This is a genomic window from Phenylobacterium sp., assembly GCF_030651185.1.
In the GTDB taxonomy this organism is placed as follows: Bacteria; Pseudomonadota; Alphaproteobacteria; order Caulobacterales; family Caulobacteraceae; genus Phenylobacterium.
Window position 1 is genome coordinate 79,009 of sequence record NZ_JAUSCJ010000036.1, and the last position, 18,879, is coordinate 97,887.

Sequence of the window (18,879 nt, forward strand, 5' to 3'; positions counted from 1 at the left end):
GAGGTCAGGAAAGCAGACCGCCGAGGATTTTGAACACACGCAGTTGCTGCAGATCGTTCCAGGTCGCGAACAACATCAATCCCAGCAACAGCGCAAGGCCCACACGATAGCCGGCGGCCTGAACCTTGGCCGCGAGAGGCCTACGGGCCACAGCTTCGTAGGCGTAGAACAGCAGGTGGCCCCCGTCCAGCACGGGCACCGGCAGCAGGTTCATGAACCCAATACCCACCGAGAGCACCGCGGCGAGACCCAGGAGGGCGACGCCGGAGCCGAGAATCTGTGAGCCGAGGTCCGGCGCGCCAACCGCCCCGGCCTGGGCGACCTGGCCCGAGACGCGGGCGATTCCCAACGGGCCGCTCAACTGATCAGCCGAGACCTGGCCGGTCACCATCCGGCCTAGGTAGTAGACCGTGGTGCTGAGCACGCGCCAGGTGCGCTCGACACCTTTGCCGACCGCCTCGATGGGGTTGTAGCGTACGTGGACATAGTCCTCCCGGGTCTGTGCCGGGACGATGCCCAGGGTGCCCTGCATCCGCTCGCCACCGAGACCATCGGAGCGCATCTGCAGCTTGGAGGTCGCGATCAGCGAAAGCTCCTGCGTCCCGCGCCGCACGACGAACTCCGTCGGCAGGTTCACCCGAAGCTGGGCCACCTCGGCGAGGTCCATGAAGCTCTTGACCGGGCGCCCATTCGCCTCGGAGATCAGGTCGCCGGGCCGGAAGCCGGCCGCCGCCGCGGGACTGCCGGGGGCGACCGAGGCCACCTTGGCCGGCAGCAGGTTTTCCCCCAGGGCGAAGATCAGGACGGCGAAGATGACGATGGCGAGAACGAAATTGGCCATCGGGCCCGCCGCGGCGATCACCGCGCGCTGCCAGATCGGCTTGAAGTGGAAATAGCGGGAGAGCGCCCCCTGCCCTTCGCGGGCCACGATGGCCTGGCGCATGGTCTCCAGATCGTCCTGGTCGGGGACGCTGGCGGCGTTGTCGTCGCCGGAGAAGGCCACATAGCCGCCCACCGGCGCCCAGCCGATCCGCCACTGCACGCCGGACTTGTCGGTCCAGGAGGCGATCGCCTTGCCAAATCCGATGGAGAACCGGTCGATCGCCACGCCGAAGCTCTTGGCGGCCCAGAAGTGCCCCAGCTCATGGATGGTGACCACCAGGGTCAGCACCAGGACGAAGGCGACAGCGGTCTGAAGAAACGAAAGCATTGCGAGGCTACTCCTTACGACGCCGGACTAAGCCCGGCGACGACATCGCACGCAACGCGACGCGCCATCGCATCTGTCGCCTTTGCACCCTCAAGGACATCGCTGTTGGGTTCCCCCGCGAGGCCCTTGGCCTCAACACGTTCAAGTGTTTCGGCTACGATTGCGGCAATATCGAGAAAGCCTATGCGGCGGTCAAGAAAAGCGGCCACCGCGACCTCATTGGCGGCGTTCATCACCGCCGGGGCCGCACCGCCGGCCGCCAGGGCGTCCTTGGCGATCTGAAGCGCGGGGAATCGTTCGTAGTCGGGCGCCTCGAAGGTGAGCTGGCCGACCTGAGCCAGGTCCAGCCTGGGCGCGGGCCAGGGCAGACGGTCGGGCCAGGCCAAGGCGCAGGCGATGGGCGTGCGCATGTCCGGCGCGCCAAGCTGGGCCAGGGTCGAGCCGTCGACATATTCCACCATCGAATGGACGATGGACTGCGGGTGGACGATCACATCGACCCGCTCGGGCGGCATGGCGAACAGATAGGCCGCCTCCACCATCTCCAGGCCCTTGTTCATCATGGTGGCCGAGTCGATGGAGATCTTGACCCCCATGTCCCACATCGGATGGGCCACGGCCTGCTCGACGCTGGCCAGGCGCATCTGGTCCCGCGTCCAGCCCCGGAACGGTCCCCCCGACGCGGTGAGCACAAGGCGCGAGACGTGCTGGGCGACCATGGGGTCGAAGACCTGGAAGATCGCCGAGTGCTCGGAATCCACCGGGATCACCACCCCGCCCGCCAGCTTGGCGATCCGGAGCAGTTGGGGGCCGGAACAGACCAGGCTCTCCTTGTTGGCCAGGGCGACGATGGCGCCGGAGCGCGCGGCGGCCAGGGTCGGGCCCAGTCCCGCGAAGCCGACGATGGCCGACATCACCCACTGGGCGTCCATGGCCGCGGCCTCGACCACGGCGCCTGCCCCGGCGGCCGTGGCGATGCCGGTCCCGGCCAACCTGTCGCGCAACTCGGAAAGCTTGGTCTCGTCCTCGATCACCGCCAGCTTCGGCCGCCACTGGCGGGCCTGCTGCGCCAGGCGCTCGACATTGCGGCCCGCGGTCAGGGCGATGATCTCGACCTCGGCGCCCGACTTCTCGATCAGGTCCAGGGTGGAGACGCCCACCGAGCCGGTGCAGCCCAGGACGCTGAGGCGGCGCGGCAGGCTCAATGGCCCCATCCCAGGTGGTTCACCAGGCGGGCGGCGGCGATGATCACCGCGGCGAACAGCAGGCCATCGACGCGGTCCAGCAGGCCGCCATGGCCGGGGATCAGGTCACCGGAATCCTTGACCCCGAACCGGCGCTTCAACGCCGACTCCCAGAGGTCGCCGGCCATGGTGGCCAGCCCCCCCAGCAGGCCCACCAGGGCGCCGGCGGCCATGTTGAGTTCAAACGCCGGGATAAGGGTCATCAGGGCGCCCACAGCCGTCGCGAAGACCAGGCCGCCCACGAAGCCCGACCAGGTCTTGTTGGGGGAGAAGCGGGGCCAGAGCTTGGGGCCCTTCAGGGCGCTGCCGACGGCGAAAGCGGCGATATCGGCGGTCCAGGTGATGGCGAACAGCATGAGCGTCCACCAGTGCCCTTGATCCATGGCGCGCAGCCACACCAGGCAGATGCAGGCGATGCCGATATAGAAGACCCCGAAGGCGGCGTCGGCGGGGCGCTCGGCCACGCCGCGGGCCACCAGGGCCGAGGCGATCCCGCCCAGGGCCAAGCCGCCCCAAGCCATCCACATGTGCTCTCGGTGGGCCAGGAAGACGCCGGCCAGGATGGCGACGGTGACGGCGGTGGAGACCCGCACGGGCGCATAGGGGGCGCTCATCCCGCCCCACTCGATCGACAGCAGCGCGACGGCCACGGCGATCAAGACCAGGAAGGGCCAGCCGCCGACGGCCAGGCCCGTGTCGAACCACACCGCGGCCAGCGCGGTCGGCACGAGAACCGTGGCCGAGGCCACCCGTACGCCCAGATTGGACCAGTTGAAACGCTTAGCCGGCGGCAAGGACGTCGTCCGCGACGGCGCCGTACCTGCGCTCGCGCCGGTGGAACTCATCGATCGCCGACTGTAGGTCGGCCGGTGTGAAATCAGGCCAGAGCACGTCGGGGAAGACGAACTCCGAATAGGCAGACTCCCACAGCAGGAAGTTCGACAGGCGCTGTTCGCCGCTGGTGCGCACCACCAGGTCGGGGGGCGGCAGACCGCCGGTGGAGAGGCGGGCCTCGAAGGCTGCATCGGTCACGGCGGCGGCGTCGATCTTGCCGGCCAGGGCCTCGGCCACCAGGGCCCGAGCGGCGTCGACGATGTCGGCGCGTCCGCCATAGTTGAAGGCCACCTGCAGGAAGAACTTGTCGTTATGGGCGGTACGGGTCTCGGCGCGCTCGACGATCTCGGACACGTCCGGCGGCAGGCCCTCGCGGCGCCCCAGGATGCGGACCTTCACGCCTTCGCGGGTCAGCTTGTCGAGGTCGCTGTTCACATAGTGCTTCAGCAGCCGCATGACCTCGGCCACCTCGCCGGCCGGCCGACCCCAATTCTCCGTGGAGAAGGCGTAGAGGGTGAGCCAACGGACGCCCAGGTCGGGCGCCGCCTCCACCACCCGGCGAATCGCCTCCACGCCCTTGGGATGGCCCAGCTTGCGCGGCAGCCCCCGGCGCTTGGCCCAGCGGCCATTGCCGTCCATGACGATCGCCACGTGCAGTGGCGCGTCCTTGGCGGGCGGCTCTGTGGGAGCGGAGGCCATGCGTTTTCCGTTTCGTCCTTCAGGTCAGTGTGGACGACTAAACCTGCATGATCTCTTGCTCTTTGGTTTTCAAGGCTTCGTCCACGCGCTTGATGGCCTCGTCCGTCATCTTCTGGACCTCGGTCTCCATGCGCTTCAGATCGTCCTGGTTGATGGCCCCGTTCTTTTCGGCCTTCTTCAGGTCGTCATTGGCGTCGCGACGGACGTTGCGGACGGCGATCTTCTGCTGCTCGGCGTACTTGCCGGCGATCTTGGCCAGGTCCTTGCGACGCTCCTCGGTCAGGGGCGGGATCGGAATGCGCAGGTTCGTGCCTTCGTTGACCGGATTGAAACCGAGACCGGACGAACGGATCGCCTTCTCCACCGACACAACCATGCCCTTGTCCCAAACACTGACGGTGATGGAGCGCGGCTCAGGAACGCTGACGGCGGCCACCTGGTTCAAGGGCACGGTCGAGCCGTAGGCTTCCACCATCACCTGATCCAGCAGGCCCGCCGAGGCCCGACCGGTGCGCAGGCTGGCGAACTCATCCTTCAAGGCGGAGATCGCCTTGTCCATGCGGTCCCGGTAGCTCGAAAGCACCGGCTTTTCTGCGTCGGCCATGGGTGCGTCTCCCCTAAGTCAAAAGGTTGTCGGCGTGGTCAGGCGATGGTGGTGAAGACGCCTTCGCCCTGCAGCACCTTCATGAAGTTGCCCCGCTCGCGGATAGAGAACACCACGATCGGCACGTTGTTGTCGCGCATCAGGGCGATGGCCGAGGCGTCCATGACCCGAAGGTCCTGGGCCAGCACGTCCTGGTAGCTGAGGGTCTCATAGCGCCGGGCGCTGGGATCCTTCTTGGGGTCGGCGGTGTAGACGCCGTCCACGCTGGTGCCCTTGAAGAGGGCGTCGCAACCCATCTCGGCGGTGCGCAGGGCCGCGGGGGTGTCGGTGGTGAAGAAGGGGGCGCCGAGGCCGGCGGCGAAAATCACCACCCGGCCCTTCTCGATGTGGCGCTGAGCCCGGCGGCGGATATAGGGCTCGCAGACGGCGTCCATTGGGATGGCCGACTGAACCCGGGTATCGACGCCGGCCTTTTCCAGGGCGCCCTGGAGGGCGAGCGCATTCATCACCGTGGCCAACATGCCCATATAGTCGGCGCTGGCGCGGTCCATGCCCTTGCCCGCCAGCGAGACGCCGCGGAAGATGTTGCCGCCGCCCACCACCAGGCAGAGCTCGACGCCGGCGTCGACCACTTCCTTGATGTCCGCGGCCACCGCCTCGATCGTCTTGGTGTCGATGCCGAACAGGGCGTCGCCCATCAGGACCTCGCCCGACATCTTCAAGAGGATCTTCTTGTAGCGCGGCTTGGCGTCGGACATGGGGCGCTCTCGAGAATCTTGGGCGGTACTACATAAACCAAGGGCGCCGTGCGCGTCGAACGCACGGCGCCCTTGGGCCGTCTTTTTATGTGCCTGAAGTTAGGCTTGGCCGGTCATCGACGCCACTTCGGCGGCGAAATCATCGACCTTCTTCTCGACGCCTTCACCCAGGGAGAAGCGCACGAAGCCCTTCACGGTCACCGGCGAGCCGGTTTCCTTGGCGGTTTCGGCGATCAGCTGCTCGATGGTCAGGTCCGGGTTCATGACGAAGGGTTGCTTCAGCAGCACCACTTCTTCCTGCCACTTACGGATGCGGCCTTCGATCATCTTCTCGACGACGCCGATCGGCTTGCCCGATTCCAGCGCCTGGTCGGTGAGGAACTTCTTTTCCTTCTCGACGGCGGCGGGGTCCAGGTCGGCCTCGGTGAGCGCCAGCGGCGGGGTCGGCGTACCGGCCACGTGCAGGGCGATCTTGCGGCCCACGTCCTTCAGCACGGCCTGGTCGCCGGCGCCTTCCAGCGCGACGAGCACGCCGAGGCGGCCGACGCCATCGCCCTGCGCATTGTGCAGGTAGAGGGCCACGGCGCCTTGAGCGACGCTAAGGCGGGCCGAGCGGCGCAGGCGCATGTTCTCGCCGATGGTCGCGATCAGGTTCAGGATCACGTCGCCGACGACTTCGCCCTTGGCGGTCTTGGCCGCGGAGATGGCGTCCACGTCGCCGTCGACGCCCAGGGCCACGAGGGCGCAATCGCGCGCCGCGTCCTGGAACTTGTCGTTCTTGGACACGAAGTCGGTCTCGGCGTTCAGCTCGATGAGCACGCCGGTCTTGCCGTCGTCGCTCAGCTTGCCGGCCACCAGGCCTTCAGCGGCGGCGCGGTCGGACTTCTTTGCGGCCTTGGACAGGCCCTTGGTGCGCAGCCAGTCGATGGAGGCTTCGACGTCGCCGCCGTTTTCCTGCAAGGCCTTCTTGCAGTCCATCATGCCCGCGCCGGATTTCTCGCGCAGGTCCTTGACCAGCGCAGCGGTGATTTCCGCCATGGTGAGCTCCTTCAGATCAAGTGGGTCGGCGAGGCCCATCTAGGACCTCGCCGTCGTAGGGTTGTCGGCTCGCCGGAAGCGAGCCTCCGACTTAGTCCTGGGTCGCGGTCGGTTCAGCCGCCGGGGCTTCCGCCGCGGTGGTCTCCGGTTCGGCCGCGGCCGGGGCGGGAGCCGGGGCCGGTTCAGCGGCGACAGCGACCGGTTCAGCGGCGACCGGGGCCGGAGCGGCGGCGGCGGGCGCGGCCATCTCGGCTTCGGTCACGACCGGTTCCGGGGTCAGTTCACGGGCCAGGGTCGGCTCGATCGGGGCCACGGAGGCGCCCAGGTCCACACCGGCGGCCGATTGGCCGGCGGCCAGACCGTCGAGGATCGAGTCGGCCATCAGGTCGCAATAGAGCTGGATGGCGCGCGCGGCGTCATCATTGCCCGGGATCGGATAGGTGATGCCGTCCGGGTTGCAGTTGGTGTCCAGGATGGCGACGACCGGGATGTTCAGCTTGCGGGCTTCCTGGATCGCGATCGCTTCCTTGTTGGTGTCGATCACGAACATGATGTCGGGGATGCCGCCCATGTCCTTGATGCCGCCCAGGGACAGTTCAAGCTTGTCGCGCTCGCGCGTCAGCTTCAGCAGTTCCTTCTTGGCGCGGCCTTCCGAGCCGCTTTCCAGCAGGCCTTCCAGCTCACGCAGGCGCGAGATCGAGCCCGAGACGGTGCGCCAGTTGGTGAGCGTGCCGCCCAGCCAACGGTGGTTCACATAGTACTGGGCGCTGCGCTTGGCGGCGGTGGCGACCGGATCGGAGGCCTGACGCTTGGTGCCGACGAACAGCACGCGGCCACCCGAGGCGGCGACCTCACGAACCTTCACCAGGGCCTGGTGCAGGAGCGGGATCGATTGGCTGAGGTCGATGATGTGGATGTTGGAACGGCTACCGAAGATGTAGCGGTCCATCTTCGGATTCCAGCGGTGGGTCTGGTGGCCGAAGTGAGCGCCAGCTTCCAGGAGCTGACGCATAGAGAAGTCGGGAAGCGCCATGTGTATGGTCCTCTTTTTCCGGTTAGCCTCCGCAGACAAACCCTCCTGTGGGAGGACCGGATTGGAAACCGACGGGATGTCTCCCCGCCAACCGCCAAACGCCTGCGTGTGGAATGGGCGCGGATATAGGGCCAAGCGGCTGAAAAGACAAGGGCCAGGCGCGGTTGGGGCCAGGCGCCGCTAAAGGTCCTCGACGAAGACCACGCCGGGCGCGGTCTTCAGGGCGCCACGCACCGCATTGTCCAGGGTGAAGCGGCCCGGCAGCTTGACCTCCACCTCGCGGCCGCCCTCGACGGCGGCCACCAGGATGACCTCGCCGCCGCGGCTGTTCACCGAGCCTTCCAGGCGCTTCTTCAGGGCGTCGATCTCGGCGCTGCGGGGCGCGATGTGGACGCGCAGGCCGGCCACGGCGTTCTCGATCGCCCGGTCGATGGGTTCGCAGCCGTCGCCGAAGAACCGCACCTCCCCGTCCCGGGCCTTGGCGCGGATCCGCAGGGCCACGCACTTGCCGGGCTCCAGCAGTTCGCGGGCGTTGCGCAGGGATTCCGGCGGGAACAGCACCTCGAACTCGCCGGTCGGGTCGGAGAAGGTGACGAAGGCGAACTTCTCGCCGCTGGAGGCCGAGGCCCGCTCCTGCTTACGGCGCACGACGCCGGCCATGCGGAAGGCTTCCGAGCCCGCAATCGCCTTGGGCAGGACGTCGGCCAGCAGGTCGACGCGCTTGCGGCGCAGGGCAGGCACCATGTCGTCCATCGGGTGGCCCGACAGGTAGAAGCCGACGGCGGCCAGTTCCTCGTCCAGGCGCTGGGTGGAGGACCAGGTGTCGATCTTGGGCAGGCGGGGCCGCTGGGCCTCCACCTGGTCGCCGCCGAACAGCGACCCTTGCGAGGAGGCGCGCTCGGCGGCCACCGACTGGCCGTAGCCCACCAGCACATCGGCGGCGCCGACGATCTGGGCGCGGTTGGCGTGGAGTGAGTCGAAGGCGCCGGCCCGGGCCAGGGTCTCGAATGAGCGCTTGTTGACCTGCTTGGGATCGACCCGCTCGACGAAGTCGAACAGGTCCTTGAACGGCCCGCCCTCGGTGCGGACGGCGACCACATGCTCCATGGCCTGCAAGCCCACATTGCGGATGCCGCCCAGGGCATAGAGCACCTCGCCGCCTTCGACATCGAAGTCGGCGGCCGACAGGTTGACGTCCGGGGCTCGGATCTTGATCCCGAACTTCTTGGCGTCCTGGTAGAAGACCGCCAGCTTGTCGGTCGTGGAGATGTCGAGGCTCATGGAGGCCGCGAAGAACTCCGCCGGCGCATTGGCCTTCAACCAGCCGGTTTGGTACGAGATCAGGGCGTAGGCGGCCGCGTGGCTCTTGTTGAAGCCGTAGCCCGCGAACTTGTCCACCAGGTCGAAGATGCCGCCCGACTGCTCGGCGGAGACGCCCTTTTCGGCCGCGCCGGAGATGAACCGCGCCCGCTGCTGGTCCATCTCCTCCTTCTTCTTCTTGCCCATCGCCCGGCGAAGCAGGTCGGCTTCCCCCAGCGAATAGCCCGCCAGGATCTGGGCGATCTGCATCACCTGTTCCTGGTAGACGATGACGCCATAGGTTTCCTTCAGCACCACTTCGAGCGAAGGATGAAGGTAATCAACGGGTTTGCGGCCGAACTTGCAGTCGATGAACAGCGGGATGTTGTCCATGGGACCAGGGCGGTACAGCGCGCCGACGGCGGTGACGTCCTCGATGGAGCCGGGGCGCAGCTGGCGCAGGGTGTCGCGCATCCCCTGGCCTTCCAGCTGGAACACGCCGACCGTCTGGGCCGCGCTCATCAGCTCGTAGGTCTTGGCGTCGTCCAGGGGCAGCTCGGCCATGTCGACGCGGGCGCCGCGCTTATCCAGGTACTTCAAGGCCCGGTCGATGACGGTGAGCGTCTTCAGGCCCAGGAAGTCGAACTTCACCAGGCCCGCGCTCTCCACCCACTTCATGTTGAACTGGGTGGCGGGCAGGTCCGAGCGCGGGTCGCGGTAGAGCGGCGTCAGTTCGGTCAGCGGCCGGTCGCTGATCACCACGCCGGCGGCGTGGGTCGAGGCGTTGCGGTAGAGGCCTTCCAGCTGGAGGGCGGTCTCCAGCAGCTGGGCCACGGCCTCGTCGTCGTCCTTGGCCTGGCGCAGGCGGGGCTCGATCTCGATGGCGCGGGCCAGGGTCACCGGATTGGCGGGGTTGGCCGGCACCATCTTGGCCAGGCGGTCCACCTGGCCAAGGGGAAGTTGCAGCACGCGGCCGACGTCGCGCAGCACGGCGCGGGCCTGCAGGGTGCCGAAGGTGATGATCTGGGCCACCCGGTCGCGACCATAGCGCTGCTGGACGTAGGAGATCACCTCCTCCCGCCGCTCCTGGCAGAAGTCGATGTCGAAGTCGGGCATGGACACCCGCTCGGGGTTCAGGAACCGCTCGAACAGCAGGCCATAGCGCAGGGGGTCGAGGCCGGTGATCAGCAGCGACCAGGCCACCAGCGAGCCGGCGCCGGAACCCCGGCCCGGCCCCACCGGAATGGCGTGGGCCACAGCCCACTTCTTGAAGTCCGACACGATCAGGAAGTAGCCGGGGAAGCCCATGGCCTGGATGACGCCGATCTCGCGCTCCAGCCGGTCCCAATAGTCCTGTTCGGTTCCGGAAAGGGTGTGGCCCTGCAGCCGCTTGCGCAGGCCCTCGCGGGCCTGCTCGGCCAGTTCCTCGGCCTCGGTGCGGCCGGCGACGGTGGGGAAGCGCGGCAGGATCGGGTCGCGCTTCTTGACCATGAAGGCGCAGCGCCGGGCGATATCGAGGGTGTTGTCGCAGGCCTCCGGCAGGTCGGCGAACAGCTTGCGCATGTCGGCGGCCGGCTTGAACCAGTGCTCGGGCGTCACCCGGCGGCGGTCCTCCTGGCTGATATAGGCGCCGTCGGCGATGCACAGCAGGGCCTCGTGGGCCGTGTAGAGCTCGGCCGGGCCGAAATAGACGTCGTTGGTGGCCACCAACGGAATGTCGAATTCGTAGGCGTAGGCCACGAGCTCCGGCTCGGCGGCGGCCTGGGCGGCCATGCCGTGGCGCTGCAGCTCGATATAGAAGCGATCGCCGAACACGCGGGACATTTCGGCAAGCGCCGCCCTGCCCTCGGCGGTCTTGCCCGCGGCCATCAGCGGATCGACCGGCCCGTCGACGCCGCCCGACAGCAGCAGCAGGCCCTCGGCCCGCTCGGCCACCGCGCTCCAGGACACCTGGGGCTCCTCGGTGGGCTCGATGTCCAGATAGGCCATCGAGGACAGTTCGGAGAGGTGGAGATAGCCCTGCTCGCTCTGGGCCAGCAGGACGATGGTGGGGATCTTGGCCCAGCGTTCCGGCGGGCCTTCGCCGATGCCGCGCACCGGCAGGGCGACCCCGACGATGGGCTGGACACCGGTCTCCTTGGTGGCGACGGAGAACTCCAGCGCCCCGAACAGATTGGCCCGGTCGGTCAGGGCCACGGCCGGCATATGGGCCTTGGCCGCCAGGGTTCCGACCTTGTCGGCCTTGATGGCGCCTTCCAGCAGCGAATAGGCCGAGCGGACCCGCAGATGGACGAAACCGTCTTGTCCGCCCTCGCCGCTCACGCCGTCCTCCGCTCTAAAACCTCAGCCTCAGGCGGCCAGTTGCGCGACCTGACACATCATCCAGACAAACCCCGACACCGACACAAAGGCCAGCGATTCCCGCGCCAAACGAACAACCATAACGTCACCCCTGTGAATGTTCTGCGTATGTTCCTATTCTGGTTTTGTTCTCATGACAAGGGGGCTAAAATCACCGACCCTGGAGGCTGGAACCGCCCTACCATCAAGGGTTCCTAAGGTGTCGAACTGCCGCTCGCGAGACCGCCTAGATGACGCACTATTTCAAGTACATGCCCGCCAGTACTGCTCGCGTAGTCTTGGGAAATCAAACTTTGCGATGGTCGACCCCGGCAACTCTCAACGACCCTTTTGATATGCAGTTCGCTTTTCAGCCGGGGATCGATCAGGACGTCGTGCGTCCATTAGCAATGCAAAAATTTTGGAACCACTATTCCGGGGAGTTAGGTGACCGTCCTCCAAATGCACTCGGGTTATTGATCCGAATTACTCGTGAGCGCATGCCTGGCATGGGTCGTGTCGAGTTTGAGGAGCGGTTTTCTGACGTGATCGGCGAGTCCGTTGCGATCCCGGAGGCCAGCATCGATTCATTCAACAAAATGGTATTCGAACATTTCTCAGATACCAAAGTGCTGTGCTTGTCAGCCGCACCGGACATTATCCTGATGTGGTCTTACTACGCTCAAAATCACGCGGGCGTGGTTCTACGCTTCACTGACGAGACCCCAGACAATCCGATTTCAATGGGGAAAGCCGTTCAGTACGTCAATCAACTCCCGTCGATGATGGACAACGAATCATTGTCCGACATGTTGGCCGGCTATGGCGGAATAGATGCCGAGCGCGTCATTGATGATGTTGTCTACACAAAATCAAACCACTGGGCGCATGAGCGCGAGTGGCGAATATCTTCTGGTGCTGGACGTACCAGGGACGCCTTTGAAGACATACCCTTTGGGCGCAATGAAATAGACGGAGTGATATTTGGTTTGCGTACGGCAGAAGACGATCGGCGCGAGATAGGTGCCCTAGTTGGCCGTATCTACCCGCATGCTCAGCTGTTCCAGGCAAGCATACGCCCAGGTGCATATGCACTTGATATTGCCGAATCTGTACGCCCCTAAAACCCCGTCTGAGCTTCCAGCTTCCCGTCCTTGAGCCCCAGCACCCGGTCCATGTGCCGGGCGAGCTCCAGGTTGTGGGTGGCGACCAGGGCCGCGACGCCGGTGGCGCGGGCGAGCGCGTAGAGGTTCTCGAACACTGCCGCTGAAGTGTGCGGGTCGAGGTTGCCGGTGGGTTCGTCGGCCAGCAGGAGGCGGGGCGAGTTGGCCAGGGCGCGCGCGATGGCGACGCGCTGCTGTTCGCCGCCGGAGAGCTGGGCCGGCTGGTGCTTGACCCGTTCGGCGAGGCCCAGCTGTTCCAGCAGGAAGAAGGCGCGCTCGCGGGCCGCCTTGCGCGGGGTCCCGGCGATCATCTGCGGCAGGACCACGTTATCCAGCGCCGAGAACTCCGGCAGCAGGTGGTGGGCCTGGTATACGAAGCCGATGGTGTGCAGGCGCACCCGGGTGCGGACCCGGTCGCTGAGGTTGGAGCAGTCGCGGCCCTCGATGAAGATCTGGCCGGCCGTTGGGCGCTCCAGCAGGCCCGCCGCGTGCAGGAGCGACGACTTGCCCGAGCCCGAGGGCCCAATGAGGCCCACGACCTCGCCCGGCATGATGTCAAGATCGGCCTCGTTGAGGACGGTCAGGGTCTTGTCGCCGGTCTGGTAGGTGCGGGTCAGGCCGCGGATGGCCAGGACCTGGTGGGCGTGCGCGCCGTCGGGCTGCTCACTCATAGCGAAGCGCCTCCACGGGATCGAGGCGCGAGGCGCGCCAGGCCGACGGCAGGCTGGCCACGAAGGTCATGGCCAGGGCCCCGCCGGTGATGCCCGCGACCTCGATCCAGTCGATCTTGGCCGGCACGCGGGTGAGGAAATAGACGTCGGAATTGAACACCTGGGCGCCGGTGGCCCACTCCACGAACTGCTGGATCTCGCCGATGAAGGTGCAGAACAGCACCCCGATCCCGAGGCCCGTCAGGGTCCCCAGCAGGCCGATGGTGGCGCCGGTCATGAAGAAGATCCGCAGGATGCTCCCCTGCCCCGCCCCCATGGTGCGCAGGATGGCGATGTCGCGGCTCTTGTTCTTCACCAGCATGACCAGGCCGGAGATGATGTTCATGGCCGCGATGAAGAGCAGCATGGTGAGGATCAGGAACATGACGTTCCGCTCGACCTGCAGGGCGCCCCAGTAGGAGGCGTTCTTCTGGGTCCAGTCGGTGACGATGGAGGCCGGGCCGGAGATGCGGGCGACGTCGGGCTTCATGTCCACGGCCTGGTCGGGATCAGCGAGCTTCATCTCCACGAAGTCGACGCCGGTGTCGCGGCCGAAGAACAGCTGCGCCTGGGCCAGCGGCATGTAGATGAAGGCCTGGTCGTACTGGCTCATCCCCACCTTGAAGGTGCCGGCCACAGTGTAGGACTTGCGCTGCGGCGTCGCGCCGAAGGCCGTCGCCCCGCCGGTGGGGGAGATCAGGGTCAGCGCGTCGCCGGCCTGGACGCCCAGGTTGCGCGCCAGGTCGTCGCCCACCAGGATCAGGTCGCCGCCGTACTCGCCGTCGCCGAAGCCCTCAAGGGAGCCGGAGACAATGTTGGAGGCGATGATCTCGGTGGCCTTGAGGTCGGCGGGGGCCAGGCCGCGCACGATCGCGCCGCTGATCTGGCCCATGCCCAGCGCCATGGCCTGGGCCTCGATGACCGGGGCGGCCTGGGTCACGCCCGGCAGCTTGCGCAGGCGCATCACCATGGCGTCGCGCTCAGGGGTCTGCAGCACGCCGCCGGCCACATAGACGTGGCCGTTGAAGCCGAGGATGCGGTTGAGCAGCTCGGACCGGAAGCCGTTCATCACGCTCATCACGATGATCAGCACGGCGACGGCCAGGGTGATGCCGATGAAGGAGATGATCGAGATCAGGGCGACGCCGCCCTGGCTCTTCTTGGCGCGCAGATAGCGGCCGGCGACCATGCGCTCCCAGACCCCGAAGGGCTGGCCGCGGCCTCCCAGGGTCGGATTGCTCACGCCGAGATCACCTTCAGGGCTTCTTCCAGGGTCAGGGTCTGCTTCTCGCCGGTGGCGCGGCGCTTGATCTCGACGGTGCCGTCGGCGACGCCCTTGGGCCCAACCACCAGCTGCCAGGGGATGCCCACCAGATCGATGGCGGCGAACTTGGCGCCGGGGCGCTGGTCTGAGTCGTCCAGCAGGGGGTCCTTGCCGGCCGCGATCAGGGCTTGATAGGCCTTCTCGGCCACTTCGTCGGTGCCGGCGTCGCCGGGCCGCAGGTTGATCACCGCCGCGCCGAAGGGCGCCACGGCGTCGGGCCAGATGATCCCGGCCTCGTCATGGCTGGCCTCGATGATCGCGCCGGTCAGGCGCGAGACGCCGACGCCGTAGGAGCCGCCGTGGATCGGACGGTCCTGGCCGTCGGGCCCGGCCACCGTGGCCTTCATGGGCTTGGAGTACTTCTCGCCGAAGTAGAAGATGTGGCCGACCTCGATGCCGCGGGCCGAGAGGCGCTTATCCTCGGGCACCGCCGCGAAGGCCGCCTCGTCGTGCATCTCCTCGGTGGCGGCGTAGAGGTTGGTGCGCTGCTCCACCAGGGGCTGGAGGTCGCCGTCCCAGTCGACGTCGCCGGGGGCGCCCATCTCCACCAGGTCCTTGTGGCAGAACACCTGGCTCTCGCCGGTGTCGGCCAGGATGATGAACTCGTGGGAGAGGTCGCCGCCGATGGGGCCGGGATCGGCCTTCATGGGCACCACGTTGAGGCCCATCCGCGCATAGGTGTTCAGATAGGCGATGAACATGCGGTTGTAGGACTTGCGCGCCGCGGCCTCGTCGACGTCGAAGGAATAGGCGTCCTTCATCAGGAACTCGCGGCCGCGCATGACGCCGAAGCGGGGGCGGCGCTCGTCGCGGAACTTCCACTGGATGTTGTAGAGGTTCTTGGGCAGGTCCTTGTAGCTCTTCACATAGGCGCGGAAGATCTCGGTGATCACTTCCTCGGCGGTGGGGCCGTAGAGCAGGTCGCGCTTGTGGCGGTCGGTGATGCGCAGCATCTCGTCGCCGTAGTCTTCATAGCGGCCGCTCTCGCGCCACAGGTCGGCCAGCTGCAGGGTGGGCATCAGCACCTCGATGGCGCCGGCCCGGTCCATTTCCTCGCGCACGATCTGCTCGATCTTCTTCAGGACCCGCAGGCCCAGCGGCAGCCAGGCATAGATGCCGGCGGCCTCCTGGCGGATCATGCCGGCGCGCAGCATGAGCTGGTGGCTGACCACCACGGCGTCGGAGGGGGCTTCCCGAAGCGTCGGCATGAAGTAACGCGAAAGACGCATCGGCTAAGGATTCCCGGACGAGGTTCAGATCAACGGCCCTGATAGCCGCTGCGCTTGGACCTTGGCAACGAAGCTGGATGAAAAGAAGGCCGCCCAGGGAGGTGGGCGGCCTTCTCGTCGTCGGGGAAAACGCCACAAACAGCCTTCGGCTGCTCGCGATGTGACTTCTGGTAACCTGAGTTACGCCGTCCGGCGAAGGCGTTACGCGCGGCCACGCCAAGGGCATAGGTTTCGCCCAATCTTTAAGCGGGCAAGACTTGCGACGCTGCCCGGCTGGGCAATCAGCCCAGGCCGGACGGAAGGTTCGGCAGCGGAATCACCCGGAAATGCAGCAGCAGCCACAGGACCGAGAAGACGATCGCCGAGATCCAGGTGGTGGTGATGAACTTCTTCTTGATCTTCGGGTCCACCGGGGCGCCGGGATCGCCGCCATCACCCTTGTCGATGCCGGCCTCGGCATGGCTGACAACGCCGATGGGCAGGACCGCGAACAGCACGGTCCACCAGATGGTGAAATAGATGGCGACGCCGGTGAACCAGGTCATCAGTGGGCTCCCTTGGGGGCTTCCATGAGCTCGACCAGGACGCCGCCCATGTTCTTGGGATGGATGAAGATCACCGGCACGCCGTGGGCGCCCATGCGGGGCTCGCCCGTGCCCAGCACGGTGGCGCCCTTGGCGCGCATGTCGTCGCGGGCCACCAGGATATCGGGCACTTCGAAGCAGATGTGATGCTGGCCGCCATTGGGGTTCTTGGCCAGGAAGCCGTGGATCGGCGAGGCCTCGCCATAGGGCTCGATCAGTTCGATCTGGCTGTTGGGGGTGTCGACGAAGCAGACCCAGACGCCCTGTTCGGGTAGGGCGAACTTCTCGCCGATGGAGGTCGCGCCCAGCAGGTCGCGATAGACCTTCACGGCCTCGTCGATGGAGGGGGTGGCGACCCCCACATGGTTCAGTTTTCCGATCATGCCGTCCGCCTCGCGATTTCCGTGGGCGGTATAGACGACTTCCGCCGGGTTAGGGGAACGCTCTCTTGCGGCGCGGTGTCGCCTTACTGGGTGAACAGCGCCGTGCCCCCGTCGCGCAGATGGGCCAGGTTGGCGGCGGGACCGAAGATGGCGCCGGCCGCCAGCAGTTCGGCGATGTGGACAGGGGAGTACCCCATCTCCTCCAGCAGCTCGCCGCTATGCTGGCCCAGGTCCGGCGTCGGGCGCCGGAAGCCGCTGGAGCCGCGGGCGAAGTCGGCATAGGCGCGCACGCTGAGCATGTCGCCCAGGCGGGGGTGGCGCCAGACCTCGAAGAAGTCGTTCTCCCACAGCCAGTCGCTTTCGAAGGCTTCATAGCCGCGCAGCACAGGGGCGCAGGGGACGCCCTGGGCCAGCAGTTCCTCGATGACGCCGTCACGCATGCGGGCGGTGAAGGCCAGTTCCAGGGCGCGGGCCAGGTGGCCATCGCGGGAGGCGGTGAGCGCGTTGTCGGGCAGCGGCACGCGAAGGACGCCACACAGGGCGTCGGCCTCGGCCTTCGTCTCGCAGACCAGGGCGATCCAGCCGTCGGCGCACGGGTAGTAGCGGTGCAGGGCGCGGACCCCAAGGCAGTCCTGGGCGCCGACGTCGTTGGCTGGGCGGCCGTCATAGGTGGTGACCTCAGCCTGCTGGAAGGTGAGGCTCTGCGCCATCAGGCTTGTGGAGATCTCCTGCCCCTCCCCGGTCTTCTCGCGGGCGTTCAGCGCGGCGATGATGGAGAAGGCCACCACGGCGGCGGTGGCCACGTCATTGACCGGGATGGTGTGCAGCACCGGCTCCCCCTCCCCACCTTGCGCGGCCATCATCCCGCCCTCGGCCTGCAGCAGCGGATCAAAGCCCGGCAGAACGGCGCGGGCGCCCTTGTCGCCGTAGGCGTTGATCGAGCAGGAGACGATGCGGGGGTTGATGGCCTTCAGCGCCGCGTAGTGGATGCCCAGGCGCTCGCGCACGCCGAAGCGGTAGTTGTCGAGGATGACGTCGGCGCCCCGCACCAGGTCGAAGAACATCTCGCGCGCGGCGGGCTGTTTCAGGTCGATGCCCAGACCCCGCTTGCCGCGGCTATAGGCCATGAAGCCGCCGCCGTTGCTGCGGAAGGGGTCGCCCTCGATGGGTTCGATCTTGATGACGTCGGCGCCCAGATTGGCCAGCACGCCGCCGGCATGGGCGCCGGCGATCACCGTGCCCAGGTCCAGCACCTTGATCCCCGACAGGGGCTGGGGACCGTCATTGGCGCCGGTGGGTTGCGGCGTCGGGCGCTCGGGCCAGGCATGGCCGTTGAGGGGTTTGGCGAGGTGGCGGATCGAGCCCGGCGTCACCGACAGCCGCGACGGCACATTGGGCATGTGGACCGGTCCGAGCTCGGGATGGTCCAGGGTGACCCGAGCCTCGCCGGCCGCCACGGCGTCACCGGCGAACCAGGGCTCACGAAGGCCAACCGGGGCGCAGGGCACGCCATTGGCCTGCAGCAGCTCCAGCCACTCGGCGCGGGGGCGGGTCTTGAACACCGCCTTCAGGGCCTCGCGGGCCAGCAGCGGGTCCGAGGCGAAGGTCTCCCAGTGGTCGCCCAGCCCCAAGGCCTGGATGGCGCGGTGATAGAAGGCCACGAACAGGGTCGCCAGGAAGAACCACTGGCCGTCGCCGCACTCATAGAGCCGATAGCTGGGCGAGGCCCCGAGCGGCGCGCCGCGCGGCAGGGGCGGGTCGGCCAGGACCCGGACCGGGCCGGTGACCTCCGACACGCCGTGCAGGCCGCTGACGGTCACCGCCTGGCCCTTGCCGCTGCGGTGGCGTTCCAGCAGGGCGGCGCTGATGGCGGCGGCGCCCATCACCGCCTGGCCATAGTGACAGAGCGGCAGGATCAGGTGGATCGGCTGGTCCGAGTACGCGCCCTGCCGGAAGGCCACCCCGCTGAGCGCGGTCAGCAGGCTGTGGTGCGAGGGGAGCTGGCTCCAGGACCCCCTGGTCCCATAGGGCGGCATCCAGGCGTGGATCAGGTGGGGGTGGATCGCCGTGACCGTGCGCGCATCCAGGCCCAGGGCCTCCAGCTTGCCCGGCGCATGGTCAAAGATCGCGACGTCGGCGCGGGCGATCAGTTCGCGGGCCCTGGCGATCCCGGCCGCGGTCTCGAGATCCAGGGTCAGCAGATGTTTGTTGCGGTTCCAGGTCAGGTAGCCGGGATGGTCCTTCATCCGGTCGCCCTGCGGCGGCTCGACCTTGATGATGTCGGCCTCAAAGTCCCCCATCAGCATGGCGGCCATGGGCCCGGCCAGGCCTTGGGTGAAGTCGACGATGCGGACGCCGGCGAATGCGGACATATGACGCCCTCCCTGCTGCGGGGCGCGTCGTGGCGCGCGCCCTCGCAAGGCTCGC

The 18,879-nt window shown here is 67.2% G+C and carries 17 protein-coding genes; 1 reads left to right on the top strand and 16 read right to left on the bottom strand.

From position 1 onward, the window contains the following. Positions 1-4: 4 nt before the first annotated feature. From Q7J39_RS17710 to sidA, 10 genes are all read right to left on the bottom strand, one after another. Positions 5-1,210 carry an RIP metalloprotease gene (locus Q7J39_RS17710; RefSeq protein WP_304828335.1) on the bottom strand — a complete coding sequence of 402 codons (1,206 nt, stop codon included), beginning with the start codon at positions 1,208-1,210 and terminating at the stop codon, positions 5-7. Positions 1,211-1,224: 14 nt separating this feature from the next. Then, complete coding sequence (gene dxr, locus Q7J39_RS17715; protein WP_304828338.1) at positions 1,225-2,424, bottom strand: 1-deoxy-D-xylulose-5-phosphate reductoisomerase; 1,200 nt, start codon at positions 2,422-2,424, stop codon at positions 1,225-1,227. Further along, positions 2,412-3,299 (bottom strand): phosphatidate cytidylyltransferase, encoded by an 888-nt coding sequence (locus Q7J39_RS17720; protein WP_304828341.1) that lies wholly within the window; start codon positions 3,297-3,299, stop codon positions 2,412-2,414. Before Q7J39_RS17720 ends, dxr begins: the two co-directional genes overlap by 13 nt. Continuing rightward, positions 3,235-3,987, bottom strand: coding sequence for a polyprenyl diphosphate synthase (uppS, locus tag Q7J39_RS17725; protein WP_304828344.1), 753 nt, complete (start codon positions 3,985-3,987; stop codon positions 3,235-3,237). Before uppS ends, Q7J39_RS17720 begins: the two co-directional genes overlap by 65 nt. 37 nt (positions 3,988-4,024) lie before the next feature. Continuing rightward, a complete protein-coding gene (frr, locus tag Q7J39_RS17730; protein WP_304828347.1) occupies positions 4,025-4,591 on the bottom strand; it encodes a ribosome recycling factor in 567 nt (188 codons plus the stop codon). 38 nt (positions 4,592-4,629) lie between these two features. Beyond that, entirely contained in the window at positions 4,630-5,349 is a 720-nt protein-coding gene (pyrH, locus tag Q7J39_RS17735; protein WP_304828350.1) for a UMP kinase, read from the bottom strand. 99 nt (positions 5,350-5,448) lie between these two features. After that, positions 5,449-6,387 carry a translation elongation factor Ts gene (gene tsf, locus Q7J39_RS17740; RefSeq protein WP_304828353.1) on the bottom strand — a complete coding sequence of 313 codons (939 nt, stop codon included), beginning with the start codon at positions 6,385-6,387 and terminating at the stop codon, positions 5,449-5,451. Positions 6,388-6,478: 91 nt separating this feature from the next. After that, entirely contained in the window at positions 6,479-7,420 is a 942-nt protein-coding gene (gene rpsB / locus Q7J39_RS17745; RefSeq protein WP_304828356.1) for a 30S ribosomal protein S2, read from the bottom strand. A gap of 180 nt (positions 7,421-7,600) precedes the next feature. Further along, positions 7,601-11,041: a DNA polymerase III subunit alpha gene (gene dnaE, locus Q7J39_RS17750; protein WP_304828359.1), complete on the bottom strand. Its 3,441-nt coding sequence runs from the start codon at positions 11,039-11,041 to the stop codon at positions 7,601-7,603. Between the two features lie 27 nt (positions 11,042-11,068). Continuing rightward, on the bottom strand, positions 11,069-11,161 hold the full coding sequence (gene sidA / locus Q7J39_RS20915; RefSeq protein WP_370690102.1) for a cell division inhibitor SidA: 93 nt from the start codon (positions 11,159-11,161) through the stop codon (positions 11,069-11,071). Positions 11,162-11,310: 149 nt separating this feature from the next. Here sidA and Q7J39_RS17755 point away from each other — a divergent pair, with 149 nt between their 5' ends. After that, positions 11,311-12,183 carry a DUF2971 domain-containing protein gene (locus Q7J39_RS17755; protein ID WP_304828362.1) on the top strand — a complete coding sequence of 291 codons (873 nt, stop codon included), beginning with the start codon at positions 11,311-11,313 and terminating at the stop codon, positions 12,181-12,183. Here Q7J39_RS17755 and Q7J39_RS17760 read toward each other — a convergent pair. The 6 genes from Q7J39_RS17760 to Q7J39_RS17785 all read right to left on the bottom strand — a co-directional run bounded on the left by Q7J39_RS17760 (position 12,180) and on the right by Q7J39_RS17785 (position 18,824). Continuing rightward, on the bottom strand, positions 12,180-12,893 hold the full coding sequence (locus tag Q7J39_RS17760) for an ABC transporter ATP-binding protein (RefSeq protein WP_304828365.1): 714 nt from the start codon (positions 12,891-12,893) through the stop codon (positions 12,180-12,182). The two genes, Q7J39_RS17755 and Q7J39_RS17760, sit on opposite strands and share 4 nt — an antisense overlap. Further along, the gene (locus Q7J39_RS17765; protein ID WP_304828578.1) at positions 12,886-14,121 is read right to left on the bottom strand and encodes a lipoprotein-releasing ABC transporter permease subunit; all 1,236 of its coding nucleotides are present in this window, start codon (positions 14,119-14,121) and stop codon (positions 12,886-12,888) included. Before Q7J39_RS17765 ends, Q7J39_RS17760 begins: the two co-directional genes overlap by 8 nt. 50 nt (positions 14,122-14,171) lie before the next feature. Beyond that, positions 14,172-15,485 (bottom strand): proline--tRNA ligase, encoded by a 1,314-nt coding sequence (proS, locus tag Q7J39_RS17770; RefSeq protein ID WP_304828368.1) that lies wholly within the window; start codon positions 15,483-15,485, stop codon positions 14,172-14,174. A 281-nt stretch (positions 15,486-15,766) separates the two neighbouring features. Next, positions 15,767-16,030, bottom strand: coding sequence for a DUF1467 family protein (locus Q7J39_RS17775; protein WP_304828371.1), 264 nt, complete (start codon positions 16,028-16,030; stop codon positions 15,767-15,769). Continuing rightward, the gene (gene mce / locus Q7J39_RS17780) at positions 16,030-16,452 is read right to left on the bottom strand and encodes a methylmalonyl-CoA epimerase (protein WP_304828374.1); all 423 of its coding nucleotides are present in this window, start codon (positions 16,450-16,452) and stop codon (positions 16,030-16,032) included. Before mce ends, Q7J39_RS17775 begins: the two co-directional genes overlap by 1 nt. An 83-nt stretch (positions 16,453-16,535) precedes the next feature. Further along, a complete protein-coding gene (locus Q7J39_RS17785; protein WP_304828377.1) occupies positions 16,536-18,824 on the bottom strand; it encodes a CaiB/BaiF CoA-transferase family protein in 2,289 nt (762 codons plus the stop codon). Positions 18,825-18,879 lie beyond the last annotated feature (55 nt).